Source organism: Vibrio sp. Y176 (assembly GCF_033438945.1).
Genome location: NZ_JAWOQS010000005.1, coordinates 232,649 through 258,329, shown reverse-complemented (window position 1 = coordinate 258,329; position 25,681 = coordinate 232,649). Strand labels below are relative to the sequence as shown.

Here is a 25,681-nt window from a genome sequence, read left to right as displayed (position 1 = left end):
TACGTTCTTAAAATCCGATCTTGATATTATCGTGTTTTGTGACACCAATAACAACCAGTGAACGATGTGGTTTTACATACACGATGGAAAAATAGTCGTCTATTTGATCTATTTTGATGAATCAATAAGAAATTGAATCGTTTGCTGAATGTATTGTTAGCGAGAGGATACTACCTATTAATTTTCATCTAATGTGTGATTTTAAAAAAAGCCCGCCTCTCCCAGGTAGAAAAGAGAAGCGGGCAATGCATATTTACAAGCTAATTATTTAAATCTTCTGAGTGCTTGATGGACTATGTTTATATCTTACTTGTGAAAGTACGAGTGATGACGTCTTGCTGTTGCTCTGTCGTTAGAGAGTTAAAACGTACCGCATAACCAGACACTCGAATCGTCAACTGAGGGTATTTCTCTGGATGTTCAACAGCATCCAATAACATCTCTCGGTCTAGAACGTTGACGTTAAGGTGTTGACCACCTTCAATCGCAATGCCCTCGTTGCTTGCTTCGTGATGGAAGTAACCATCCATTAGCGCAGCTAGGTTCTTCTTCTGACTCAAGTCATCTTTACCCAATGCGTTAGGCACAATTGAGAAAGTGTAAGAAATACCATCTTTAGCGTAAGCGAACGGTAATTTAGAAACCGATGCCAGAGACGCAACCGCCCCTTTTTCATCACGACCGTGCATTGGGTTTGCACCCGGGCCAAAAGGCATACCTGCGCGACGGCCATCTGGTGTATTACCCGTTTTTTTGCCGTAAACCACGTTAGATGTGATCGTTAGGATCGATTGAGTTGGCACTGCTTCGCGGTAGGTGTGCATCTTCTGAATTTTCTTCATGAAGCGCTCAACCAGATCACAAGCGATGTCATCAACACGGGCATCATTGTTACCAAATTTTGGATAATCACCTTCGATTTCAAAATCAACGGCGATGCCATCTTCATCACGAACAGGCTTTACCGTTGCGTATTTAATTGCTGCCAAAGAGTCTGCGACAACAGACAGACCTGCAATACCACACGCCATCGTGCGGTGCACGTCGCGATCCATCAGTGCCATCAGTGACGCTTCGTAGCTGTAACGGTCATGTGAGTAATGGATGATGTTCAACGCTGTGACGTATTGCGTTGCTAACCATTCCAACATGTTGTCGAAACGAGGCATCAAAGCGTCAAAGTCGAGAATTTCATCTTGAACTTTGTCCACTACCGGACCCACTTGCGCTTTCGATTTTTCATCGATACCACCATTGATGGTGTAAAGCAGTGCTTTTGCAAGGTTGGCACGTGCACCAAAGAATTGCATGTGCTGACCAACAACCTGCGGGCTCACACAACAGGCAATCGCGTAGTCGTCATTGTTGAAATCAGGGCGCATTAGATCGTCGTTTTCGTATTGAACCGAAGAGGTATCAATCGACACTTTTGCAGCGTATTGCTTGAACGCTTCAGGTAATTGCTCTGACCAAAGAATCGTCATGTTTGGCTCAGGAGCAGGGCCCATAGTATGTAGTGTATGTAAGTACCGGAATGTCGTTTTAGATACTAGCGTACGGCCATCAACGCCCATACCAGCCATGGCTTCGGTTGCCCAGATTGGGTCGCCAGAGAACAATGAATCGTATTCTGGTGTGCGTAGGAAGCGAACCATGCGTAGCTTCATGATGAAGTGATCAATCATTTCTTGCGCTTGTGATTCATCAATCAAACCGTTTGCGATATCGCGTTCTAGATAGACGTCTAGGAAAGTCGAAGTACGGCCCAGTGACATTGCTGCGCCGTTTTGCGATTTAACCGCCGCTAGGTAGCCAAAGTAGGTAAATTGGATCGCTTCTTGTGCTGTTTTTGCAGGTAGCGACATATCAATGCCGTATTTCAGACCCATTTGACGAATGTCTTCAAGCGCTTGAACTTGATCGGCTATTTCTTCGCGCAGACGAAGTGTTTTCTCAAGATCGTTGCCTTGTTCTAAGAACGTTTGTGTTGAGTTGTATTGTTCTTTTTTGTCTGCTTTTAAGAAGTCGATACCGTATAGGGCGAGACGGCGATAGTCACCAATGATACGACCACGGCCATAGGCATCAGGAAGGCCCGTGATGATGCCGGATTTACGACAGGCTAGAATTTCTTTGGTGTAAAGGTCGAAACACGCTTTGTTGTGAGTTTTACGGTATTCAGTGAAGATCTTTTCAACCGTTGGATCCAGTTCGCGGCCATAAACTTCGCACGAGTTTTTTACCATGCGAATCCCGCCATTGGCGATGATTGCACGTTTTAGCGGTTGATCAGTTTGTAAGCCAACGATCTTTTCCAGATCTTTGTTGATGTAGCCTGCATCGTGGGAAGTGATTGTTGAGGGCAAGTCTGTGTCAAAATCAATAGGGGCGTGTGTGCGGCTTTCTTGTTTTATGCCTTCAAGCACTTGGTTCCATAATGCTGAAGTGGATTTGCTAACCTCGGCTAAGAAAGACTCGTCTCCCTCATAGGGTGTATAGTTTTTTTGGATGAAGTCACGAGTGTTGACAGAGTTTTGCCATTCACCAGCAGTAAATCCAGCCCATGCATCTAGCATGTCAGTTGTCGGAATAGTCATAAGTAAATCCCTAAGTTATTGATAATTAGAATGGAGGCGACGAGTAGGACGGAACCATTCTTAACCTTTTTAATCGTATGGATTTATTTGATATGAGTAAAATGAATGCTTTTCATTTTTTCAATGATTAAATTGCATTAATAATAGATTCAATTGGTTATGATTGTTTTTTGCTAGAAAAGAGACAGAATTAAATGTGTGGTACTGTGAGAACACTATCTATGACAATGTTATGAGTTCTGTAATTTGAACTTATTTCGGTGTGATTTTATGACGCCTAGATTGGCTTAGATTTCATGGCGATTAAGATACAAAAAAAGCCGTGTCTTGCGACACGGCTTTTCTATAATCTGGCTCCTCCTGCTGGGCTCGAACCAGCGACCTGCGGATTAACAGTCCGTCGCTCTACCAACTGAGCTAAGGAGGAATTGCTTTGCTTGAAAGCGGGACGAATCTTACCGAGCACTCAAACTACTGTCAACAGTAAAAAAATACATTTTTAGAAAAAAATATTGAGTTAAGGGCTTTACTTTTCTGTATGGCTTGCCAGTAAAGGCTCGAGGTTAGTTATCCACTAAATTTGTGGATAAGTATGTTGATGAGATCTGGGTAAAGAAAATTGATATGCAACTAAGTTTTTATTTAATGAATCTTTAGTCAGAGTTATGCGTAAAATAAGCAAATAAAACAGAGATTTATCGATGTTAATCAAAAGGTATTCAAAGTGGATAAAAATCAATCTTTTGGGGATAAGAAAGTTTTAAGCTAATTTTTGGGGAAAAGTTGTGGAAACTATAATGTGAAGAATGTGTGTAGCTCTTCAACTAGGGCGAAGTACTATATCAGAGTCACTTTTGTATGGCTATAGCATTCTAGACAAACAAGAAAATTTATTAACAATGATGGTTAAATTCTCGATAGACGTAGATTTCATTAGCTAAGGTGTATATATATACAGCCAAAGCGCAGTAAAATTGAGGAAGGGTATGAGTAAAGTCTATGAATTGGTCTCCGATTATCAGCCGTCGGGCGATCAACCAGGAGCGATCAATCAGTTGCTTGAGGGGCTCGATGCTGGGCTAGCACATCAAACCTTGTTGGGGGTCACAGGCTCAGGTAAAACCTTCACACTAGCGAATGTGATTGCTCAAGCCCAACGACCTGCAATATTACTTGCGCCAAACAAAACGCTTGCTGCTCAGTTATATGGTGAGATGAAGTCATTCTTTCCTAATAATGCGGTTGAGTATTTTGTTTCTTACTACGATTACTACCAACCTGAAGCATACGTTCCCACAACAGATACTTTCATTGAAAAGGACGCTTCGGTTAACGCCCACATTGAGCAAATGCGACTGTCTGCCACTAAAGCTTTATTGGAACGGAAAGACGCTATTATAGTTGCTTCGGTTTCAGCTATCTATGGTTTGGGTGATCCGGAATCCTACTTACAAATGATGCTTCATTTGCGACGTGGAGATGTGATTGATCAGCGTGATATGCTTCGTCGCCTAGCGGAGCTCCAATACTCGCGCAATGATGTTGCTTTTGAGCGAGGGCAGTTCCGTGTCCGTGGCGAGGTGATTGATATATTCCCTGCTGAATCAGACCAAGACGCTGTGCGCGTTGAGATGTTTGACGATGAGGTGGATTGCATCAGTGTGTTCGATCCATTGACAGGCGTGGTGAAACAACGAGACTTGCCGCGCTATACCATCTATCCCAAGACGCACTATGTGACGCCAAGAGATCGCATTCTTGAAGCGATTGAAAATATTAAAGTCGAACTAGAAGTGCGCAAAAAGCAGCTTCTAGATAACAACAAGCTACTGGAAGAGCAGCGAATTAGCCAGCGCACTCAATTCGATATCGAAATGATGAATGAGTTGGGCTTTTGCTCCGGTATCGAAAACTATTCTCGTTATCTCAGTGGACGCTCGGAAGGTGAGCCGCCACCAACCCTGTTTGACTACTTACCTCATGATGGCTTGTTGATCATCGATGAATCTCACGTGACAGTACCGCAGATAGGTGCCATGTATAAAGGCGACCGTTCGCGTAAAGAAACGCTGGTGGAGTTTGGTTTCCGGTTACCTTCAGCTTTGGATAATCGTCCACTGAAGTTTGAGGAGTTTGAAGCACTAGCGCCACAAACGATTTTCGTCTCTGCTACTCCTGGAAATTACGAACTAGAAAAATCGGCGGGTGATGTAGCGGATCAAGTCGTTCGTCCTACAGGCTTGCTTGACCCTGAGTTGGAAGTTCGCCCAGTAGCGACCCAAGTCGACGACCTATTGTCTGAGATCCGTATTCGCGCAGCTAAAGATGAACGAGTTCTGGTTACAACACTGACCAAACGAATGGCTGAAGATCTCACCGAATACCTTCACGAACATGATGTTAAGGTACGTTATTTACACTCAGACATTGATACTGTTGAGCGTGTGGAAATTATCCGTGACCTTCGTCTTGGGGAATTTGACGTGCTGGTGGGAATAAACTTATTGAGAGAGGGCCTGGATATGCCAGAGGTCTCGTTAGTTGCAATTTTGGATGCGGATAAAGAGGGCTTCTTGCGGTCTGAACGCTCACTCATTCAGACCATTGGTCGTGCTGCGCGAAACATCGAAGGTAAGGCGATTCTATACGCTGACCGAATCACCAACTCAATGAAAAAGGCGATGGATGAAACTAACCGTCGTCGCGAGAAGCAGGAAGCGTACAACGAAGAAATGGGTATTTCGCCACAAGCGCTCAAACGAAATATCAAAGACATCATGGAACTTGGCGATATCACTAAGTCTAAACGCCAGCGTAACACTAAACAGGTACCATTATCGAAAGTGGCGGAGCCTTCGCAAACTTACGAGGCACTGTCCCCTCAGCAGCTAGAAAAAGAAATCAGTCGACTGGAGGCGGCGATGTATCAGCATGCGCAAGATTTAGAATTTGAGTTAGCGGCACAAAAGCGTGACGAGATTGAAAAACTACGAGCGCAGTTCATCGCAAATAGTTGAACAAACTTACCGATTTAGCTATCCAAGCATTTTAGGTCGCTTGTAAAAAAAAGAAGCCAATAGGCAGTCGGGTCTATTGGCTTGTTTTGTGAACATATCGTTCACTAACAACGTCAGTTGGCTAGGTGACCCGAGGGGTCACTATCGTTACAGCATGGTTTGTGCCACTTTTTAAATAATTGATATTATTTTTGAATTTTTTCCTTTGCCCATAATTTAGCTAATGTTATTTGCAAAATGCAAAGCGTAATGCGATTATTGTTTAAAACACAACAAAATAATAGCTAGGTTATGCAACAAAAACCCGAAGGCCCAAAGTCTCGTTACCTTTTAATGGTCGAGGACACCGCATCTGTTGCGGCTCTGTACCGCTCATACCTGACACCGCTTGGCATAGATATCAATATTGTCGGCACAGGTAGGGATGCCATTGAGAGCCTAAATCATCGAATTCCAGATCTTATTTTACTCGATCTCCGTCTGCCAGATATGACGGGGATGGACGTTTTACATGCCGTTAAAAAGAGTCATCCCGACGTACCTATAATCTTTATGACAGCGCATGGTTCTATCGATACCGCGGTCGAGGCCATGCGTCATGGCTCACAAGACTTTCTAATTAAACCGTGTGAAGCAGACCGTTTACGTGTCACGGTTAACAATGCAATTCGTAAAGCGACCAAGCTAAAAAATGAAGCCGATAATCCAGGCAATCAGAGCTATCAGGGGTTTATCGGCAGTAGCCAAACCATGCAGCAGGTTTACCGTACGATAGATTCAGCGGCGAGCAGTAAAGCGAGTATTTTTATCACAGGTGAAAGTGGTACTGGTAAAGAGGTATGTGCTGAGGCTATTCACGCAGCAAGTAAACGTGGTGACAAACCTTTTATTGCAATTAACTGTGCTGCAATTCCAAAAGATTTGATTGAGAGTGAACTGTTTGGTCACGTAAAAGGGGCCTTTACTGGCGCTGCGAATGATCGTCAAGGGGCAGCTGAGTTAGCGGATGGCGGCACACTTTTTCTAGATGAGCTTTGTGAGATGGACTTGGATTTACAAACCAAGTTGCTACGATTTATTCAAACGGGCACATTCCAAAAAGTGGGTTCCTCAAAAATGAAGAGCGTGGATGTGCGCTTTGTTTGTGCCACTAACCGTGATCCCTGGAAAGAGGTACAAGAAGGTCGATTCCGTGAAGATTTGTACTATCGTTTGTATGTCATTCCTTTGCATTTACCGCCTTTACGCGAACGAGGCGAAGATGTTATTGAAATTGCATACTCACTGCTAGGTTACATGTCACACGAAGAAGGAAAAAGCTTCATACGTTTTGCGCCTGATGTCATCGAGCGATTCAACAGCTATGAGTGGCCGGGTAACGTTCGTCAGTTACAAAACGTGCTACGCAATATCGTTGTTCTAAACAACGGTAAAGAGATTACGTTGGACATGTTACCGCCACCGTTGAATCAACCGCTTGACCGTCCGTCGTCTGTGGCTAAATTAATTGAGCCGAAAGCGATGACCGCATCTGAGATTATGCCATTATGGATGACGGAAAAAATGGCAATCGAGCAAGCGATTGAAGCATGTGATGGCAATATTCCTCGAGCGGCGGGATACCTTGATGTCAGTCCGTCGACGATTTACCGCAAGTTACAGGCATGGAACGGCAAGGAAGAGCGGCAAAAAGTATGAGTGTAAATGTATTAAATCAGCAAAAAATAGATGAACTGTCGATGGAAATTGGCAGTGACAACGTACCTGTACTGTTCGATATCTTCCTAGGAGAAATGGATACCTATATCGAGAACTTATCCCAACTGCAGGGGGCAGAGCGATTAGCTTACTCAAAAGAAATCAGCCACGCGTTGAAAAGTAGTGCTGCGAGCTTTGGGGCAGATCGCCTTTGTGAACTGGCTATGTCCATAGACAAAAAAGCGAAAGCCGGTGAGTTGACTGCGGAGTCTGAGGAGTTAGAGGCTATGTTCGATCTTTTGCACGAAACTCGAGATGCTTATCGCTCTTGGCGACAGTAGCTATTTTTTCTATTAACCTAAACATCTGTTTTTACTGGATGCCTGAACTAAAACCCTTCGATGACAGAAGGGTTTTCATTATCAATAAACACCTTAAAAGAGGGCGCTAGCCAGGTAACGTGCTCTTAAATAGAAAGTTGTAGCTGATTTTCAATCGCTAGTTTGAGCTTGTTTCTATCGTGACGCCAGTCTCGGTTAGAGGAGGCGAGTGACTCCGTCACTACATTCCATTGACTTAAGACGTCTTGCTCGGTTTTCTCTGCTAGAACCACGTCTATTTTTCTTCCTTGACAGGCACGTTCACACCATTCTAATTTTTGAGCCATCGTCATTCGTCCCGCTGGGCCGTATTCTGGACTCAGGTTAGCAACAAAAATGACTTTTGCTTTTGTGTTTGCTGCAATCGCTTTGCCGAGTTCAGGCAGCAATAAAGGAGGCATGATACTAGTTAAAAAACTGCCAGGGCCAAGAATAATCGCGTCCGCTTCCGCCAAAGCTGTGATGGCTTCTTTGGTAGCAGGCACTTCTGGTGAAAGATCCAAACGTCGCAAGTCTGCTTTCATTTCGTCGACATTTGTTTCTCCCGTAACCCACTTCCCATCTACGGATAACGCGGAAAGATCCGAAGGGTGTTCGGACATAGGAAGGATGTTAACGTCGACTTTTAACATATTGCGAATCAGATTAATGGCATCTAAAGGTCTGACCGATAAGTTATCGAGTGCAGTAAGCATCAAATTACCAAGATTATGACCATCAAGTTCGCCAGTGCCTTTGAAGCGATATTCAAACATCATAGAACTGATCGAAGGCTCTGTAATGAGCTGATTAATACAGTTACGTGTGTCTCCCCAAGCGATTCCTCCTTGGCAGTGACGAATTCTTCCTGTTGAACCACCATTGTCAGTCGTGGCAACAATCCCAGTTGCATTGCTGCCAAAATCTCGTAATGCGGCCAGCATTCGACCTAAGCCATGACCACCGCCAACAGCGACCACTTTTTTATCTGTGTAGATATTCATTATGTTCTTCTAATAATCTAATAAAAAACGGCTACAATTTATCCTAAGGAGTGTCTTAAAGGTACTCACTTAGCGGTAAATTGTGTCTCTAGAGAGTTTTTTATCACTCAAGTCTGGATTCCATTACAAATATTAAGTATTTTACACCGCAAAGCTATCAGAGATTTCATATCTCTGGTTGCCATAACTCCGAGCTCACTATTGCTAAGTCCTTGGATAAGCGTTTTGAGCCAGTGGCATACTGTCACAAGGGCATGATTGGAAATGGCCATGCCTCCCGTGTTTGGAAAGGTGTTCCGTGGCGCAACAATTCGAAGACAAATTTCATCGTAAGTTTTATTACTTGCGTCTGTCTGTGACCGACGTATGTAATTTCAAATGTACCTATTGCCTTCCTGATGGCTATAAGCCTTCGGGCAATAAAAACTCGTCTTTTTTATCTCTCCCTGAAATCAAACGGGTCGTAAAAGCATTCGCTGATTGTGGCACGTCAAAAGTGCGCATCACTGGTGGTGAGCCTAGCTTACGCAAAGATTTTACCGACATTATCCATTCAGTAGCGGCGACGCCTGGCATTCAAAAAGTTGCAACGACAACCAATGGCTATCGCATGGCAAAACAAGTCGCAGATTGGCGTGAAGCGGGTTTAACCCACATTAATGTCAGTGTGGATAGCCTTGACCCGCGTATGTTTCATCAAATCACAGGTGAAAATAAGTTTACTGAAGTCATGAATGGTATCGAACGTGCGTTCGAGGTCGGTTATGAGCAAGTAAAAGTTAATGTGGTGTTGATGAAAGATCTGAACCATCACGAGCTGCCAGCGTTTCTTAACTGGATAAAAGATCGTCCAATCCAACTGCGTTTCATTGAGTTGATGCAAACGGGTGAGATGGATGAGCTATTTAATAAGCACCATGTATCCGGAGTGGCAATTCGTAACCAGCTAATTGCAAATGGTTGGTTGCTGAAAGTGCGCTCGCATAATGATGGTCCTGCGCAAGTATTTGTTCATCCTGATTACAAGGGTGAAATAGGTCTTATCATGCCTTATGAAAAAGACTTTTGTGAAAGCTGCAACCGACTGCGCGTTTCTGCGATGGGTAAGCTGCACCTATGTCTGTTTGGAGACCACGGTGTAGAATTGCGTGATCTTTTGGAACGTGATGAGCAAGAGAGTGAGCTTATTGAACGTATCCAGGCGCAGTTACAAACCAAGTCGGTAAGCCATTTCTTGCATGATGGCAATACTGGTATGACGCCACACCTCGCGTCTATCGGCGGCTAACTTCATTCAATTTTTAGAGCGAGTTCACTGATAAGCTGGCTCTAACTTTTTCCGAATCGATACCAAGCGTATCAAAGCTAATTAAGAGAATAGGTGAACAAATGGGTCACGCTGAAAGCAAATTCCAACCTGCAAATATTGCCGTTCTAACGGTATCTGACACTCGTACTGAAGAAAACGATACCTCTGGTCGTTACCTAGCTGAGCATGCTCAAGAAGCGGGTCACAACGTAGTAGACAAGCAAATTGTTATTGATGACATGTATAAGATCCGCGCGATTGTTTCTCAATGGATTGCTGATGAAAGCGTACAAGCGATCATGATTACTGGCGGTACAGGTTTCACCTCACGTGATAGCACGCCAGAAGCACTTAAGCCCCTATTTGATAAAGAAGTTGAAGGTTTTGGTGAGTTGTTCCGTATGGTGTCGTACGAAGAGATCGGTACGTCTACGATTCAGTCTCGTGCGATTGCTGGTTTTGCTAACCACACCGTGATCTTCGCAATGCCAGGTTCAACTGGTGCGTGCCGCACAGGCTGGACAAAAATTATTAAACAGCAGTTGGATGCAAGTCATCGCCCTTGTAACTTCATGCCACACCTATCTGTATAACCTTTCCTAAAAGCGAAGGAAAAACAATGACCCAATTTACACATATCAATGCTTCTGGCGAAGCAAACATGGTTGACGTGTCAGCAAAAACGGAGACGGTTCGTGAAGCTCGTGCTGAAGCATTTGTTCACATGGCCCCAGAAACACTTCAACTGATTGTCTCTGGCCAGCACCACAAAGGTGATGTATTTGCGACGGCTCGTATTGCTGGTATTCAAGCTGCGAAGAAAACCTGGGATTTGATTCCACTTTGTCATCCGCTACTACTCTCTAAAGTTGAAGTTCAACTGGAAGCTATCGAAGCAGAAAACAAAGTTCGCATCGAATCAGTATGTAAACTTGCGGGTAAAACTGGTGTGGAAATGGAAGCGCTCACGGCAGCTTCCGTTGCTGCTCTAACGATTTACGATATGTGTAAAGCAGTACAAAAAGACATGGTCATTGGTCAAGTTCGTCTACTAGAGAAAACGGGTGGTAAATCTGGTCACTTTAAGGTGGAATCATGATTAAAGTACTTTTCTTTGCTCAAACTCGCGAGCTGATTGGCATCGACAGTGTCGAGTTAGACGGGCCGTTTGAAACGGTTGAATCAATTCGTGCACATCTAGTGGAAGAAGGCACTAAGAAAGATGGCAAGTGGGATTTAGCGCTCGAGCCAGGAAAGCTACTTGCTGCAGTGAACCAATCCATCGTCCCTTTGGATACACAAGTAAAAGCAGGTGACGAAGTTGCGTTTTTCCCGCCGGTAACTGGGGGTTAAGATGGATTCTCGTGTTTCTGTACAAATTGAAGATTTTTCGGTCGAGCAAGAATATCAACGTCTATCTGAAGGGACGGCTGCCGGCGCTGTCGTTACATTCGTTGGTAAAGTTCGAGATATGAACCTTGGGGATAATGTCATTGGTTTACATCTAGAGCACTATCCGGGGATGACAGAGAAGAGCTTGAGCGACATTTGCGATCAAGCTGAGTCTCGCTGGCCACTATTAGGTGTACGCGTGATTCATCGTGTCGGAGACATGGATAGCGGTGATCAAATTGTATTTGTGGGCGTTTCCAGTGCGCACCGCGGCGCGGCATTTGATGCGTGCGAGTTCATCATGGATTATCTGAAAACCCAAGCACCATTTTGGAAAAAAGAGCGTACGACGAATGAAGATCGTTGGGTTGAGTCGCGCGACACCGATCATCAAGCTGCACAGCGTTGGGAAAAATAGAACTAACCCGCATTCTAGTGAAAAAAGCTAAGTGCTAATGGTACTTAGCTTTTTTTGTATTTATCTTCATTGTATTGCTCACTTTGTTTCAATATTTCCTATCTTTTGTCTGGTGATATTCTTCACAATAAAAGTTTTTTGCCCAATATATAAACAATTATTTGTTAGACTTGATTTGTCATAAATGTTAAATGATGTGTAAATATCTAGCATAAGATGCTAGTAAATGGTTTAAACTCAGATTAATCGAAAGTTTCGCCTGTTAAATGTCGCTTCTGGTCTTTATTTGGCTGGTGAATGCTTTGGGGTTAGAGTTTACTGCTAGATATGTGTGGTTTAGTCAGCATTATTGGTTTTTTTGCTACATTTTTATGGCAAATTACTTCAATGATTGCTAATGTGTGCCGCAGTCTTTGTAAGGTTTTAGACTTTTGTGCTCAGAAAGTGCACTAAAAAAATCTAAAACTCTGACCGTTCCAGGCCCTTACAAAGAAGTCATGGATGCTAACGAAAAAATTTGGAGTTTTACGCATGTATAAGAATAAAATCACGCGCGCTTTATTTATTGGTGCTGGTCTTTCTCTCGCTCTAGCTGGTTGTGGTGAAAAGCCTGCGGAGAAACAAGCTGCTGAGCCTGCTCCGGCTCCAGCCCCTGAAGCTAAATCTGATTCTAAAGAGCCAAAACTTGCTGCTGTTCAAGAATTGGTGCGTGGTAACGGTACAGAAGTTGCGACAATAGACCCTCATAAATCTCAAGGTGTTCCAGAATCCCACGTGATTCGCGATCTTCTTGAAGGCCTTGTAAACCAAGATGCGGACGGTAACACTATCCCTGGTGTTGCAGAATCTTGGGAAACTGAAGACAACAAAACATACACTTTCCACTTACGTGAAGACGCAAAATGGTCAAACGGTGATCCTGTCACTGCAGGTGATTTCGTTTACAGCTTCCAACGTGCAGTCGATCCAGCAACCGCCTCTCCATATGCTTGGTACATGGAATACACCAAGATGAAGAACGCAAAAGACATTGTTGCGGGTAAAAAAGATAAGAGCGAGTTAGGTGTTAAAGCGGTTGACGACCACACGTTAGTGGTTGAGTTAGATACTGCAGTACCATATTTTGTAATGATGATGGGCCACACGACAGTGAAACCTGTTCATCAAGCAACTGTTGAAAAGTTCGGCGATCAATGGACGAAGCCAGAGAACTTTGTAGGTAACGGTGCTTATGTTGTTGACAACTGGGTTGTAAACGAGCGTTTGGTTCTAAAACGTAACGAACAGTACTGGGACAACGAAAACACGACGCTTGACCAAGTTACTTTCCTACCAATCGAGAACCAAGTAGCGGAAATGAACCGCTTCCTAGCGGGTGAAATCGACTTCACGAACGAGCTGCCTACAGAGCACTTCAAGCGTCTGAAGAAAGAGCACCCACAAGAAGTGTCTGTAACCGGTAACTTATGTACTTACTACTACATCTTCAATACGAAGAAAAAGCCGTTTGATGATGTTCGTGTGCGTAAAGCGATTTCTTATGCGATTGACCGTAACATTGTGACTGATGCGATTTTAGGTCAAGGTCAAAAGCCAGCTTACTTCCTAACACCTGAAATTACGGCAGGTTTCAACCCAGAAATCCCTGCATACGGCAAAATGACGCAAGAAGAGCGTAACGCAGAAGCTGCGCGTCTATTGGAAGAAGCGGGTTACGGCGCAGACAACCCTCTTGAATTTAACCTTCTATACAATACATCAGAGAACCACAAGAAACTTGCGGTTGCACTGGGTTCAATGTGGAAGAAGACGCTTGGTCTAGACGTTACGCTAGAAAACCAAGAGTGGAAAACTTACCTATCTACCAAAGATTCTGGCAACTTTGAGGTTGCTCGTGCAGGTTGGTGTGGCGACTACAACGAAGCTTCATCTTTCCTAACGCTGATGATGAGTAATAACACTACTGGTGGTATTCACTACGACAGCAAAGAGTACGATGCGATCATGAACAAAGCATTTGCTTCAACCTCTGACGAAGAGCGCCAAGCACTTTACCTAGAAGCAGAGAAGTTGATGGCAAAAGATATGCCAATCGCACCTATCTACCAGTACGTGAAATCACGTCTACTATCACCGAAAGTTGGTGGCTTCCCAGTAAATAACGCGGAAGACAAGATTTACTCTAAAGATCTCTACATCACAGAGTAATTCGTAACTCGATAGAACTATAAAAATGAGGCTCTACATGTGAGAAATTGCATGTAGCGCCTATCTTTAGTCCAAAAGAATTGGACGACTTCTTTAATTTAACTGTCACAGACTGAAAGAGTGAGTTTATGCTTAAATTCATCGCAAAAAGGATATTTGAGGCGATCCCAACAATGTTGGTTTTGATCACCGTATCTTTCTTTCTTATGCGCTTTGCACCGGGAAACCCTTTCTCGACAGAGCGTCCATTGCCACCCGAAGTAATGGCAAATATCGAAGCTAAATATGGCTTGGATAAACCTGTATTTGAACAATACACCACGTATTTGACCAATGTTATCCAAGGTGATTTCGGACCGTCATTTAAATACCTTGATTACTCAGTAAACGAGCTGATCGCGGTTGCCTTACCTGTTTCGGCTAAAGTGGGCTTCATCGCCTTTATCTTTACTTTGATAATGGGGGTTACCGTCGGTACCATTGCTGCGCTCAAGCAAAATACTTGGATTGATTACACCATTATGTCGACTGCGATGCTTGGTGTCGTAATGCCATCCTTTGTATTGGCGCCTGCGCTTATCTACATATTCTCGCTTCACTGGAATATCTTCCCTGCGGGCGGTTGGCAAGATGGTAGCTGGCAGTATTTAGTGCTTCCTGTTATTGGTATGTCGCTACTGTATGTTGCTACCTTTGCTCGTATCACGCGTGGTTCGATGATCGAAACCCTAAACAGTAACTTTATTCGTACGGCACGTGCTAAAGGTCTAAGTTACCGTTACATCATTATCAAACACGCTCTTAAGCCGGCACTTCTCCCTGTTGTTTCTTACATGGGTCCAGCTTTCGTAGGTATCATCACCGGTTCCGTTGTTATCGAAACCATTTTTGGTCTGCCTGGTATTGGTAAACTATTCGTTAACGCTGCGTTTAACCGTGACTACTCGCTAGTAATGGGGGTAACCATTCTGATTGGTTTCCTATTTATTCTATTCAACGCGATTGTAGATATTTTACTTGCAATGATTGACCCGAAAATTCGCTACTAACAGGGACGTTTGGTTATGTTAACGAAAAAAGAAAACCTAGAAGCGATTGAGAAATTCTCCGAAAACTTGGAGATTGAAGGTCGCAGTCTTTGGCAAGATGCTCGTATCCGTTTCATGCGCAACAAAGCGGCGATGGTGAGCTTATTCCTTCTTGTTCTAATGACGTTGGCGGTTATTATCCTGCCAATGATCGCACCGTACACATTTGATGATACTGACTGGTACGCGATGCACGTTGCACCGAATGCTGACCATTGGTTTGGTACTGACAGCTTAGGCCGTGATTTATACGTGCGTACGCTAATTGGAGGTCGTATTTCGTTGATGGTAGGTGTTATGGGGGCATTTGTAGCGGTACTGATTGGTACGCTCTACGGCGCAGCATCTGGTTTCATCGGCGGTAAAGTTGACCGCGTAATGATGCGTATTCTAGAAATTTTATACGCGGTACCGTTTATGTTCCTGGTGATTGTACTGGTAACATTCTTCGGTCGTAACATCATGCTGATCTTCGTTGCGATTGGTGCTATCGCATGGCTAGATATGGCGCGTATCGTACGTGGTCAGACTCTTAGTCTACGTAGCAAGGAGTTTATCGAAGCGGCACATGTGTGTGGTGTAAGCAACTGGAAAATCATTACTCGTCATATCGTACCGAACGTACTGGGTATTGTAGCGGTATACTCTACGCTGCTTATCCCAAGTATGATTCTAACGGAATCATTCCTATCATTCCTTGGTCTTGGTGTTCAGGAACCAATGACAAGTTGGGGCGCTCTTCTACAAGAAGGTGCACAGACAATGGAAGTAGCAATCTGGCAGCTGGCATTCCCAGCAGTGTTCATGGTTGTGACGCTATTCTGCTTCAACTACGTTGGTGACGGCCTGCGCGATGCGCTGGATCCAAAAGACAGATAATTAAAAGATAAGATTAAGGAAGCAATGATGAGCTTATTAGATGTCAAAGATCTGCGCGTCGAATTCACCACGCAAGATGGTATCGTAACCGCAGTAAACGATTTGAACTTCTCTCTCAACCAAGGCGAAACCTTAGGTATCGTTGGAGAGTCGGGATCAGGTAAATCTCAAACCGTATTCGCAATCATGGGCCTTTTGGCTAAGAACGGTATTATTTCTGGTAGCGCAAAGTTTGAAGGCAAAGAAATCCTAAACTTACCAGAAAAAGAACTGAACAAAGTGCGTGCGGAACAGATCGCAATGATCTTCCAAGACCCAATGACATCACTGAACCCTTACATGAAAGTGAGTGATCAGTTGATGGAAGTGCTTATGCTGCACAAAGGCATGGGCAAAGCGGAAGCATTTGAAGAATCAGTACGCATGCTGGAAGCGGTAAAAATCCCTGAAGCGCGTAAGCGTATCACGATGTACCCGCATGAGTTTTCAGGCGGTATGCGTCAGCGTGTAATGATCGCGATGGCGTTGTTATGTCGTCCTAAACTGCTTATTGCCGATGAGCCAACAACAGCACTTGATGTGACGGTACAAGCACAGATCATGGACTTGTTGAATGAGCTGAAATCTGAGTTCAACACAGCGATCATCATGATCACGCACGACCTTGGTGTGGTTGCAGGTTCGTGTGACAAGGTGCTGGTGATGTATGCAGGCCGTACTATGGAGTACGGTAACGTAAACGAAATTTTCTACAATCCAAGCCATCCTTATGCGGAGGGGCTGCTGAAGGCGATTCCTCGCCTCGATACTGAAGGTGAAATTCTGCCGACCATTCCTGGTAATCCACCAAACTTGCTTCGTCTACCGCCGGGCTGCCCTTATCAAGAGCGCTGTCACCGTGTGATGGATCGTTGTAAGCGCGAGGCGCCAATTCTGACACCATTTGGTGATGGTCGTCAGCGTGCATGTTTTTCTGAATGGGAGGCTTGGAACAAATGAACGCAGTAGACAAAAAACTAATTCTGGACATTTCTGAGCTGAAAGTTCACTTCAGCATTGCCTCAAAGTCGGCATGGCCGTGGTCAAAGCCTTCGAGCTTGAAAGCGGTAGATGGCGTGAACGTTCGACTATACGAAGGGGAAACGCTTGGTGTAGTAGGTGAATCAGGTTGTGGTAAATCGACGTTTGCTCGTGCCATCATTGGTCTGGTTGAAGCTACTGACGGCCAAGTAGTTTGGTTGGGTCAAGACCTTACTAAAATGAAAAGCGTTCAGCGCCGTGAGACGCGTAAAGAAATTCAGATGATTTTCCAAGACCCATTGGCATCGCTGAATCCGCGTATGACTGTTGGTGATATCATTGCTGAACCTCTTGAGACATTCTATCCAGAACTGTCTAAGCAGGAAGTGAAAGATCGCGTTAAAGAGATGATGGCGAAAGTTGGCCTATTACCTAACGTGATTAACCGTTACCCACACGAGTTCTCGGGTGGTCAGTGTCAGCGTATCGGGATAGCGCGTGCGCTTATCCTTAAGCCTAAGATGATCATTTGTGACGAGCCAGTATCGGCGCTTGATGTATCTATTCAAGCTCAGGTGGTTAACCTACTTAAAGAGATTCAAAAAGAGTTAGGGCTTTCTCTGGTATTCATTGCGCATGACTTGTCTGTCGTTAAACACATTTCAGATCGCGTTTTAGTTATGTATTTAGGTAATGCCGTGGAACTTGGCGAGGCCGAGGCTCTGTTTGCTGATCCTAAGCACCCATATACGCGTGCGCTGATGTCTGCGGTTCCGATCCCGGACCCGGATATTGAGCGCAATAAGAAAATCCAAATGCTAGAGGGTGATCTTCCTTCACCTATCAACCCACCGTCGGGTTGTGTATTCCGCACTCGTTGCCCACAAGCAACCGAAGAGTGTGCGAAGACAAAGCCAACCATTTTAGGTAATGACGTTCACGCGGTATCTTGTTTACACGTTAGTGTATAAATTCAGCCTGTGACGGGCTTAAGCGCGACACCTTCATCGGGTCGCGCTTTTTTTATGTGTCTGATTTATACATTCGAATTTCTTGAACATGATGTCCTAAGTTCGATGATTCTCTGTTTGATAGGAAACGCTAATATAGACACAAACAGAACGAGAGGAGAGCAATCATGGGTAAGTTGGTTGAAGGTGTTTGGCAAGATGTCTGGTATGACACAAAATCAAATGGTGGCAAATTTGTGCGCGAAGATGCCGGATTCCGTAACTGGGTTAAAAACGACCCTGATGCGGAGTTTACGCCAGAGTCCGGTCGATACCATTTGTATGTCTCTCTTGCTTGTCCTTGGGCACATCGAACCCTCATTTTCCGCAAGCTGAAAGGTTTAGAACCACATATTGATGTCACGGTCGTTTGTCCTGATATGCTCAGCCAAGGTTGGCAAATGGGGCTTCCTGAGCCATTGTTTGGTCACACGCGCATGTATCAAATTTACACGCAGGCCAAACCCGATTACACGGGCCGCGTAACCGTGCCTGTACTTTGGGATAAAAAGACCAATACTATTGTGTCGAACGAGTCGTCAGAGATCATTCGTATGTTTAACTCGGAGTTCAATGCGTTAACAGGGAATCACGACGACTACTATCCAGAACATCTAAAACACGTTATTGATGAGTGGAACGATTTTGTTTATCCGAATGTCAACAACGGAGTGTATCGTTGTGGCTTCGCGACTACGCAAGAGGCGTATGAAGAAGCGTTTGATTCTTTGTTTAATGCGTTAGATAAAATCGATGCTCACCTAGCGACGCATCGTTACTTAGCAGGGAACACAATTACTGAGGCGGATTGGCGTTTGTTTACGACTCTTATTCGTTTTGATGCGGTGTATGTGGGGCATTTCAAGTGTAACAAGCAGCGCATCGCAGACTACGAAAATATACAAGGCTACTTAAAAGAGTTGTATCAAGTTGAAGGCGTCGAAGAAACGACGGATTTCTATCACATTAAACGCCACTACTACTTCAGCCACACTGGGATTAATCCGACGCAAGTTGTACCAAAAGGGCCTGATTTAGACATAAATACTCCTCATGGAAGAGAAAGGGTTGGCTAGTTTGCTGCTTCCATCGCAAATGAAAAAGTACTTAACGGTTAGCAATGCCGTTAAGTACTTTTGTGTCATCTAAATACCGGGAGTAGGAAGTTTACTTTTTCATTCATCGTCACCTTACTTAGCGCGTACGATGTCCATCACTAGCTTTCCGTCCACTTTTACAGGACCGTCCTCTTTAGCGCCGAGCGTATACTCAAACACACCAGTCTTCATGCCACCTTTCTCTCCGTGGACCATTAACATCAGCATATCGCCTGATTCTACTGGTTCCATCAAAATTGCATTTACGTTTTCATTCTTTCCCATTTTTAACGGAGCGTAGCCGATAATAGGACCAGGCTTCATTGATTCGTCTGTTCGGTGGACAACCATCCACCCATTGTCATCAGCATGAGCCATTTCAGCGGTCACCGTTCCTCCGGACATATCTTGATCGACGCCTTTAATACTCGGGGCGGAAAAGCTGAATGAAGAAAAACTAATCAGAAACGCAGCTAAACCAAACTTTATCAGTGATGTATTGATGAAATCCTTCATATATATTCCTTAGCAGTCAATGAGTTTGTGCATTGCAGTAGCTTTTACGTATTTCCTAGCAAAAAAGTTTAGCTAAAACGTAAATAATGTCGATAAATTGAACAGGGACCGTGCTGCTTTGGAGCCAATGCATTTTGGGGAGTGGGTCAATCGGTGTAAGAACAAGCACGAGCAATGTCGATTAGGTATGGAGGGCGATAGGGAGAAAAGCTTTGTGCACCAGTAATTATAGGTTGTGCAGTGATTGGTATAAAAAATAAATAAGTGTTCTGGCCAGCAATAGAAAAAGCCCTCGACGAATCGAGGGCTTTGTATCTATATCCAACTAGATGTAAGAAGCTATTATTTAGCTTCTTGGTCTGCTTGGATAGCTGTTAGAGCGATGGTGTACACGATGTCGTCTACTAGCGCGCCACGAGACAAGTCGTTTACAGGCTTACGCATACCTTGCAGCATTGGACCGATAGATACTAGGTCAGCTGAACGTTGTACCGCTTTGTAAGTTGTGTTACCCGTGTTTAGGTCTGGGAATACAAATACTGTCGCTTTACCTGCAACTGGAGAGTTTGGTGCTTTAGAAGCAGCAACGTTTTCCATAATAGCAGCGTCGTACTGTAGAGGACCGTCAATGATAAGATCAGGACGTTTCTCTTGAGCCAGTTTTGTTGCTTCACGTACTTTATCAACGTCTGCACCCTTACCAGATTCACCAGTAGAGTAAGAGATCATTGCAACGCGTGGTTCGATACCGAATGCTGCTGCAGAGTCGGCAGATTGGATAGCGATTTCAGCAAGCTGTTCAGCAGTTGGATCTGGGTTGATTGCACAGTCACCGTAAACCAGTACTTGATCAGGCAGAAGCATGAAGAATACTGAAGATACGATAGACGCATTTGGTGCCGTCTTGATGATTTGGAACGGAGGAACGATAGTGTTCGCCGTAGTGTGAACAGCACCAGAAACTAGGCCGTCAACTTCGTCGTTCTCAAGCATCATTGTGCCTAGGAATACTGAATCTTGTAGCTTCTCACGAGCCACAACTTCAGTCATGCCTTTCGCACCGCGCAACTCAACTAGGCGAGCAACGTAGTTTTCACGAACAGCATCTGCATCGATGATGGTTACACCAGTACCTAGCTCAACGCCTTGTTGAGCCGCTACGCGACGGATTTCATCTGGGTTACCTAGAAGTACACAGTCTGCAATGCCGCGTTCAGCACAGATTGCCGCTGCTTTAACTGTGCGTGGTTCGTCACCTTCTGGAAGAACGATACGCTTACCTGCTTTACGAGCAAGTTCAGTTAGCTGGTAACGGAACGCTGGTGGGCTTAGACGACGAGACTTCTGAGTGCCTTCAGTCATAGACTCGATCCAGTTACCGTCGATGTGGCCAGCAACGTGTTCGTTGATGAACTCGATACGCTCTTTATCGTCTGCAGGCACTTCGATGCTGAAGCTCTGTAGGTTTAGAGACGTTTGCCAAGTGTTACCTTGTGCTTTGAAGATAGGTAGACCAGTGTCGAATGCTGGTTTACATAGGCCTTCGATTTCGCTAGGGATATCGTAACCGCCAGTTAGCAGTACTGCACCAATATCCACACCGTTCATTGCAGCAAGAGAAGCAGCAACGATAACATCAGGACGGTCTGCAGAAGTAACAAGTAGAGAGCCCGGTTTGAAGTGCTCAATCATGTTTGGCAGAGAACGTGCACAGAAAGTGATGCTCTTGATGCGACGAGTGTTGATGTCACCTTCGTTGATGATATCTGCTTTCAGGTGTTTAGCCATGTCGATTGCACGAGTCGCAATCAGATCAATGCTCCATGGCACACAACCTAGAACACGAATTGGAGAAGTGTTGAAAATTTCCATCACTTTCAATTCGTTTTGTTTCGCGCTGTCTGCATCGTCAAAGATTTCAGATAGGTCAGGGCGAGTACGGCCAGCTTCGTCAACAGGAGCGTTTAGCTTGTTGATGATAACACCAGAGATGTTTTTGTTTTTAGTGCCGCCGAAGTTAGAACATGCTACTTCGATACGCTCTTTCAGTTGCGCAGGGTTATCAGTACCTGGAGTCGCAACTAGCACGATTTCTGCACCAAGTGTTGCCGCGATTTCCGCGTTTACTTGGTTTGCAAATGGGTGCTTACGAGTAGGTACAAGACCTTCGATTAGCGTAACGTCTGCGTCTTTGTTGATTTGGTTGTAACGTTCAACAACGGTTTCTAGCAGCTCGTCCATGTTGTCGTTACCGATTAGGCTTTCAGCAACAGACATCGCCATTGGTTCACCGATCTTCATATCGCTGTTACGACCAACGATAGTTGAAGTCAGATCTGGCTGATCACCACCTGAACGTGGCTGACAGATTGGCTTATAGAAAGAAACTTTAACGCCTTTACGCTCCATAGCGCGAAGAACACCCATGCTAACGCTTGTTAGGCCAACGCCTGCGCTAGTAGGGATAAGCATAATAGTACGAGACATTCGTAGAGTACCTTTAGCTATTTGGGGGATAAAAGCTCAACTCTTATTCCATGAAGCTCGAAGAATAGGAGTTGAGCCCCTAAGAAATTCGTTTGAATGAAAACTGGCTAGCCGAGTGGCTAGCCAGGAATTCAATTAAAGACCTGTCAGGCGAGCAGTGTCTTCAGCGATGACTAGCTCTTCGTTAGTAGAGATAACCATTGCAGGGATACGGCTGTTTTCAGTCGTGATAACGCCTTCGCCGCCGAAGCGAGCTTTAAGGTTAGCTTCGCTATCTACTTCGATACCGAAGATGCCAAGACGGTTTAGAACCATTTCACGGATAGGGCCAGAGTTCTCGCCGATACCGCCAGTGAAAGTGATTGCGTCTAGACGGCCTTCCATTGAAGCAGTGTAGCCAGCAACGTATTTAGCTAGACGGTGGCAGAACACGTCCATTGCGCGTGTTGCTTCTTCTTTTTGACCGTAGTTGTCTTCAACGAAACGACAGTCAGAAGTCACTTCAGTTAGACCTTGAAGACCAGATTCTTTAGTTAGCATCGTGTTGATTTGATCAACAGAGTAACCTAGAGCGTCGTGTAGGTGGAAGACGATAGCAGGGTCGATGTCGCCACAGCGAGTACCCATTACCAGACCTTCAAGTGGAGTAAGACCCATAGAAGTGTCTACAGATTGACCGTTCTTGATCGCACATACAGATGCGCCGTTACCTAGGTGACAGTTGATGATGTTTACTTCTTCAACTGGTTTGTTTAGTAGGCCTGCAACTTCACGAGTGATGAACAAGTGAGAAGTACCGTGCATGCCGTAACGACGGATACCGTGTTCTTTGTATAGGTTGTATGGAAGAGCGTATAGGTAAGACTCTTCAGGCATAGTTTGGTGGAACGCAGTGTCAAATACAGCAACGTTTTTCAGCTCTGGGAAGTTTTTCTTAGCCGCTTCGATACCGATGATGTGAGCAGGGTTATGAAGAGGTGCAAATGTTGCAGCGTCTTGAATACCTTTTAGAACTTCATCAGTAATTAGTGCAGATTGAGTGAACTGCTCGCCGCCGTGAACGATACGGTGACCGATTGCGCCTAGGTTAGCTTTAAGCTCTGGCTTAGAAGCAAGAATAGTTTCTACCATAAACGCTAGTGCTTCTTCGTGAGCTGCACCATTGCCTAGTTGAGCTTCGTGCTTGCCATCAAGTTTCCACTTGATGCGAGCTTCAGGAAGGTGAAGACACTCAGCAAGACCTGACAAGTGCTCGTCGCCGTTCTCGGCATCAACAACGGCAAATTTAAGAGAAGAACTACCGCAGTTTAAAACTAAAACTAGCTTAGACATGTATGACTACCTGTTATTCGTCTGATAAAAAATCAGTTAAAGAATGAAAAATTAATCACAAGAATAGCCGATACCCAGAAGGCTGCGTACTAATCCTGGTCAAAAATTGTTCTAATTCCATATAAAGAAATAGTGATGAACCCTTCCATCACTATGATGCGATCCGTGCAGATAGATATCTCGGAGTTGCTTAAATTGTAAATAACAGCAACAATGAGATTGAGGGTCTGCAAAGGATAGCGATAATAAGCAATGATAACAAAAAAAATTTGAAAGAATATTAACTTTCATCAATTTTTTGTACCTTCAGTTGAAATGTTCAACTATTTTTTAGTGAGAGAGCGGTATGAGTAATAAAGTCGGATTGATCCATAGCCTGAAAGATGGCCAGAATTACATGGAGATCTGGCCAGTTCGTAAAGAGCTAAGCGCCATATTTCCGGAACAGCGTATCATTAAGGCGACTCGCTTTGGCATTAAAGTCATGCCGGCCGTTGCTGCGATCAGCGTACTCACTCAAATGGCATTCAACAATTACCACGCGTTACCTCAATCCATTGTTGTTGCCTTGTTTGCGATTAGCTTGCCACTTCAAGGCATTTGGTGGCTTGGTGCTCGATCCAACACGAAATTGCCGCCTTCTTTGGCCTCTTGGTATCGGGAGTTGCATCAAAAAATTGTGGAAACAGGTTTTGCATTAGAGCCTGTCAAAGCTCGCCCTCGTTACAAAGAGCTTGCGATAATACTGAACCGAGCGTTTCGCCAGCTCGATAAATCGTCATTAGAGCGTTGGTTCTAATTTAAATTGTTTGAAATGGAGTGTGCACTGGCCGCTCCATTTTTGATCCTGCCTCTATTACCTACTTTGACGGTCGTTGATGAAGCGAGCGAAGCTTTGTTTACCAAAGATTCTTTCCGGATGAAGAAGTCCCCCCGATCACAAATGTTGCTTTAGTGTTAAATCTTTCTTTTCTTTACTAAGACTTAGTAGTAATAATAAAAACAAGATGCGCAAGAAGTGCACAGTTATATGAACACAACAATACCGCCTTCAAACATTTGAATTCACGAGTCGATACACATATTGAAAGCTCGTGAAACAAGGACGAAGTCACATCAAGGAGTTATGATGAAAACGAAACGTTTATTAGCCACTGCCGTTCTATCAGCTACTGCTATTTTCTCTTCTACCAATGTACTGGCCGCCACTGCAACTGTCGCAGTTTCACAGATTGTCGAACACCCGGCGTTAGACGCGACGCGCCAAGGATTGCTTGATGGTTTGAAAGCGAAAGGCTACGAAGAAGGCAAAAATCTAGAATTTGATTATAAGACCGCACAGGGTAATCCAGCGATTGCGGTGCAAATTGCCCGTCAGTACGTCGGTGAAAATCCTGATGTGTTAGTTGGCATCGCGACACCTTCGGCACAAGCCTTGGTGTCGGCTACTCGCTCTATTCCTGTTGTCTTTACTGCGGTAACAGATCCGGTTGGTGCGAAATTGGTTAAGTCGATGGAACAACCAGGCAAAAACGTAACTGGCCTGTCTGATCTTTCACCCGTTGCTCAGCATGTCGATCTCATCCAAGAAATTCTTCCTCAGGTGAAAAGCATCGGGGTTGTATTTAATCCCGGTGAAGCTAATGCCGTGACTTTAGTTGAATTACTAAAAGAAAGCGCAAAAGCAAAAGGCATACAAGTGGTTGAAGCGACCGCACTAAAAAGTGCTGATGTTCAGTCTGCGACTCAAGCGATTGCAGCGAAATCAGACATTCTTTACGCCCCAACAGACAATACAGTTGCAAGTGCGATTGAAGGGATGATTGTTGCAGCGAATCAAGCGAAGAAACCTGTATTTGGTGGCGCGACGTCGTATGTCGAAAAGGGTGCAATTGCAGGCTTAGGTTTTGACTACTACCAGGTTGGTGTACAAACCGCGGATTACGTGGCGGCGATTCTTGATGGTCAAGAACCAGGCAAGCTGGATGTAAAAGTCGCGACGGGCTCTGACCTTGTAATTAATGAAAGCGCAGCATCTAAGCTCGGTATCAAGCTGCCAAGTTCTGTGATTGAACGTGCGACAAGCATGCAATAAGTAACGCTTTTTGGGGTTAAGCCTGTCACGTTGATAGAGGCTTGCCCCAAAATTGATACTCGCCAGATTTCTCGTGTAAAGCATTCTGCTAGAGAAGAAGGGGAGTATACGTTAGAAGTCTTACGTTCAGGTTGGTATTAGCCAGCCTGAGTATG

General features: G+C 44.5%; 21 protein-coding genes, 1 tRNA gene and 1 riboswitch. Of the genes, 16 read left to right on the top strand and 6 right to left on the bottom strand.

Annotated features, from left to right (window positions below; translation table 11 throughout):
• Positions 1 to 299 precede the first annotated feature (299 nt).
• Entirely contained in the window at positions 300 to 2,597 is a 2,298-nt protein-coding gene (pflB, locus tag R7O13_RS14775; protein WP_318304151.1) for a formate C-acetyltransferase, read from the bottom strand.
• A gap of 351 nt (positions 2,598 to 2,948) precedes the next feature.
• A tRNA-Asn gene (locus R7O13_RS14770) sits at positions 2,949 to 3,024 on the bottom strand.
• 559 nt (positions 3,025 to 3,583) lie between these two features.
• On the opposite strand from R7O13_RS14770, the gene uvrB reads away from it, so the two are divergent.
• From uvrB to luxU, 3 genes are all read left to right on the top strand, one after another.
• Positions 3,584 to 5,614, top strand: coding sequence for an excinuclease ABC subunit UvrB (gene uvrB, locus R7O13_RS14765; protein WP_017636056.1), 2,031 nt, complete (start codon positions 3,584 to 3,586; stop codon positions 5,612 to 5,614).
• Positions 5,615 to 5,905: 291 nt separating this feature from the next.
• The gene (gene luxO / locus R7O13_RS14760; protein ID WP_005380768.1) at positions 5,906 to 7,312 is read left to right on the top strand and encodes a quorum-sensing sigma-54 dependent transcriptional regulator LuxO; all 1,407 of its coding nucleotides are present in this window, start codon (positions 5,906 to 5,908) and stop codon (positions 7,310 to 7,312) included.
• Positions 7,309 to 7,653 carry a quorum-sensing phosphorelay protein LuxU gene (gene luxU / locus R7O13_RS14755; protein ID WP_017636054.1) on the top strand — a complete coding sequence of 115 codons (345 nt, stop codon included), beginning with the start codon at positions 7,309 to 7,311 and terminating at the stop codon, positions 7,651 to 7,653. The genes luxO and luxU overlap by 4 nt, the downstream gene beginning before the upstream one ends.
• A gap of 125 nt (positions 7,654 to 7,778) precedes the next feature.
• Here the strand turns inward: luxU and R7O13_RS14750 are convergent, their stop codons facing one another.
• Entirely contained in the window at positions 7,779 to 8,675 is an 897-nt protein-coding gene (locus tag R7O13_RS14750) for a YvcK family protein (protein WP_005388931.1), read from the bottom strand.
• Between the two features lie 175 nt (positions 8,676 to 8,850).
• A riboswitch (molybdenum cofactor riboswitch) is annotated at positions 8,851 to 8,985 on the top strand.
• Here R7O13_RS14750 and moaA point away from each other — a divergent pair.
• The 11 genes from moaA (at position 8,974) to R7O13_RS14695 (ending at position 19,075) form a co-directional block, all read left to right on the top strand.
• The gene (gene moaA, locus R7O13_RS14745; RefSeq protein ID WP_017636052.1) at positions 8,974 to 9,963 is read left to right on the top strand and encodes a GTP 3',8-cyclase MoaA; all 990 of its coding nucleotides are present in this window, start codon (positions 8,974 to 8,976) and stop codon (positions 9,961 to 9,963) included. Its footprint overlaps the riboswitch before it by 12 nt.
• 101 nt (positions 9,964 to 10,064) lie before the next feature.
• Positions 10,065 to 10,577: a molybdenum cofactor biosynthesis protein B gene (gene moaB / locus R7O13_RS14740; protein ID WP_005388935.1), complete on the top strand. Its 513-nt coding sequence runs from the start codon at positions 10,065 to 10,067 to the stop codon at positions 10,575 to 10,577.
• A gap of 26 nt (positions 10,578 to 10,603) precedes the next feature.
• Positions 10,604 to 11,083, top strand: coding sequence for a cyclic pyranopterin monophosphate synthase MoaC (gene moaC, locus R7O13_RS14735; protein ID WP_005380779.1), 480 nt, complete (start codon positions 10,604 to 10,606; stop codon positions 11,081 to 11,083).
• Positions 11,080 to 11,337, top strand: coding sequence for a molybdopterin synthase sulfur carrier subunit (gene moaD, locus R7O13_RS14730; protein WP_005388938.1), 258 nt, complete (start codon positions 11,080 to 11,082; stop codon positions 11,335 to 11,337). Before moaC ends, moaD begins: the two co-directional genes overlap by 4 nt.
• Position 11,338: 1 nt before the next feature.
• On the top strand, positions 11,339 to 11,794 hold the full coding sequence (gene moaE / locus R7O13_RS14725; protein ID WP_017821374.1) for a molybdopterin synthase catalytic subunit MoaE: 456 nt from the start codon (positions 11,339 to 11,341) through the stop codon (positions 11,792 to 11,794).
• 531 nt (positions 11,795 to 12,325) lie between these two features.
• Positions 12,326 to 14,002 (top strand): ABC transporter substrate-binding protein, encoded by a 1,677-nt coding sequence (locus R7O13_RS14720; RefSeq protein WP_017633862.1) that lies wholly within the window; start codon positions 12,326 to 12,328, stop codon positions 14,000 to 14,002.
• Positions 14,003 to 14,130: 128 nt separating this feature from the next.
• The gene (oppB, locus tag R7O13_RS14715; RefSeq protein ID WP_005380786.1) at positions 14,131 to 15,051 is read left to right on the top strand and encodes an oligopeptide ABC transporter permease OppB; all 921 of its coding nucleotides are present in this window, start codon (positions 14,131 to 14,133) and stop codon (positions 15,049 to 15,051) included.
• A 15-nt stretch (positions 15,052 to 15,066) separates the two neighbouring features.
• The gene (gene oppC / locus R7O13_RS14710) at positions 15,067 to 15,969 is read left to right on the top strand and encodes an oligopeptide ABC transporter permease OppC (protein WP_017633861.1); all 903 of its coding nucleotides are present in this window, start codon (positions 15,067 to 15,069) and stop codon (positions 15,967 to 15,969) included.
• Positions 15,970 to 15,996: 27 nt separating this feature from the next.
• Positions 15,997 to 16,968 (top strand): ABC transporter ATP-binding protein, encoded by a 972-nt coding sequence (locus R7O13_RS14705; protein WP_005380792.1) that lies wholly within the window; start codon positions 15,997 to 15,999, stop codon positions 16,966 to 16,968.
• Positions 16,947 to 17,960 carry a murein tripeptide/oligopeptide ABC transporter ATP binding protein OppF gene (gene oppF, locus R7O13_RS14700; protein ID WP_005387265.1) on the top strand — a complete coding sequence of 338 codons (1,014 nt, stop codon included), beginning with the start codon at positions 16,947 to 16,949 and terminating at the stop codon, positions 17,958 to 17,960. Before R7O13_RS14705 ends, oppF begins: the two co-directional genes overlap by 22 nt.
• Before the next feature lie 167 nt (positions 17,961 to 18,127).
• Complete coding sequence (locus tag R7O13_RS14695; protein ID WP_318304147.1) at positions 18,128 to 19,075, top strand: glutathione S-transferase family protein; 948 nt, start codon at positions 18,128 to 18,130, stop codon at positions 19,073 to 19,075.
• Positions 19,076 to 19,189: 114 nt separating this feature from the next.
• Here R7O13_RS14695 and R7O13_RS14690 read toward each other — a convergent pair whose 3' ends face one another.
• The 3 genes from R7O13_RS14690 to R7O13_RS14680 form a co-directional block, all read right to left on the bottom strand.
• Positions 19,190 to 19,612 (bottom strand): hypothetical protein, encoded by a 423-nt coding sequence (locus R7O13_RS14690; protein ID WP_318304145.1) that lies wholly within the window; start codon positions 19,610 to 19,612, stop codon positions 19,190 to 19,192.
• Positions 19,613 to 19,954: 342 nt separating this feature from the next.
• Entirely contained in the window at positions 19,955 to 22,099 is a 2,145-nt protein-coding gene (gene pta / locus R7O13_RS14685; RefSeq protein ID WP_005380805.1) for a phosphate acetyltransferase, read from the bottom strand.
• A 135-nt stretch (positions 22,100 to 22,234) separates the two neighbouring features.
• Positions 22,235 to 23,431, bottom strand: a complete 1,197-nt coding sequence (locus tag R7O13_RS14680) for an acetate kinase (protein WP_005380807.1) — start codon at positions 23,429 to 23,431, stop codon at positions 22,235 to 22,237.
• Positions 23,432 to 23,777: 346 nt separating this feature from the next.
• On the opposite strand from R7O13_RS14680, the gene yfbV reads away from it, so the two are divergent.
• Together yfbV and R7O13_RS14670 are read left to right on the top strand one after the other, a co-directional pair.
• On the top strand, positions 23,778 to 24,230 hold the full coding sequence (yfbV, locus tag R7O13_RS14675; RefSeq protein WP_005380809.1) for a terminus macrodomain insulation protein YfbV: 453 nt from the start codon (positions 23,778 to 23,780) through the stop codon (positions 24,228 to 24,230).
• 330 nt (positions 24,231 to 24,560) lie between these two features.
• Complete coding sequence (locus R7O13_RS14670) at positions 24,561 to 25,526, top strand: ABC transporter substrate-binding protein (RefSeq protein ID WP_005380811.1); 966 nt, start codon at positions 24,561 to 24,563, stop codon at positions 25,524 to 25,526.
• Positions 25,527 to 25,681: the final 155 nt, after the last annotated feature.

Coding starts and splice junctions, on each gene's coding strand:
- pflB (WP_318304151.1), bottom strand. CDS start 2,597: ATGACTATTCCGACAACTGACATGCTAGATGCATGGGCTGGATTTACT.
- uvrB (WP_017636056.1), top strand. CDS start 3,584: ATGAGTAAAGTCTATGAATTGGTCTCCGATTATCAGCCGTCGGGCGAT.
- luxO (WP_005380768.1), top strand. CDS start 5,906: ATGCAACAAAAACCCGAAGGCCCAAAGTCTCGTTACCTTTTAATGGTC.
- luxU (WP_017636054.1), top strand. CDS start 7,309: ATGAGTGTAAATGTATTAAATCAGCAAAAAATAGATGAACTGTCGATG.
- R7O13_RS14750 (WP_005388931.1), bottom strand. CDS start 8,675: ATGAATATCTACACAGATAAAAAAGTGGTCGCTGTTGGCGGTGGTCAT.
- moaB (WP_005388935.1), top strand. CDS start 10,065: ATGGGTCACGCTGAAAGCAAATTCCAACCTGCAAATATTGCCGTTCTA.
- moaC (WP_005380779.1), top strand. CDS start 10,604: ATGACCCAATTTACACATATCAATGCTTCTGGCGAAGCAAACATGGTT.
- moaD (WP_005388938.1), top strand. CDS start 11,080: ATGATTAAAGTACTTTTCTTTGCTCAAACTCGCGAGCTGATTGGCATC.
- moaE (WP_017821374.1), top strand. CDS start 11,339: ATGGATTCTCGTGTTTCTGTACAAATTGAAGATTTTTCGGTCGAGCAA.
- R7O13_RS14720 (WP_017633862.1), top strand. CDS start 12,326: ATGTATAAGAATAAAATCACGCGCGCTTTATTTATTGGTGCTGGTCTT.
- oppB (WP_005380786.1), top strand. CDS start 14,131: ATGCTTAAATTCATCGCAAAAAGGATATTTGAGGCGATCCCAACAATG.
- oppC (WP_017633861.1), top strand. CDS start 15,067: ATGTTAACGAAAAAAGAAAACCTAGAAGCGATTGAGAAATTCTCCGAA.
- R7O13_RS14705 (WP_005380792.1), top strand. CDS start 15,997: ATGAGCTTATTAGATGTCAAAGATCTGCGCGTCGAATTCACCACGCAA.
- oppF (WP_005387265.1), top strand. CDS start 16,947: ATGGGAGGCTTGGAACAAATGAACGCAGTAGACAAAAAACTAATTCTG.
- R7O13_RS14695 (WP_318304147.1), top strand. CDS start 18,128: ATGGGTAAGTTGGTTGAAGGTGTTTGGCAAGATGTCTGGTATGACACA.
- R7O13_RS14690 (WP_318304145.1), bottom strand. CDS start 19,612: ATGAAGGATTTCATCAATACATCACTGATAAAGTTTGGTTTAGCTGCG.
- pta (WP_005380805.1), bottom strand. CDS start 22,099: ATGTCTCGTACTATTATGCTTATCCCTACTAGCGCAGGCGTTGGCCTA.
- R7O13_RS14680 (WP_005380807.1), bottom strand. CDS start 23,431: ATGTCTAAGCTAGTTTTAGTTTTAAACTGCGGTAGTTCTTCTCTTAAA.
- yfbV (WP_005380809.1), top strand. CDS start 23,778: ATGAGTAATAAAGTCGGATTGATCCATAGCCTGAAAGATGGCCAGAAT.
- R7O13_RS14670 (WP_005380811.1), top strand. CDS start 24,561: ATGAAAACGAAACGTTTATTAGCCACTGCCGTTCTATCAGCTACTGCT.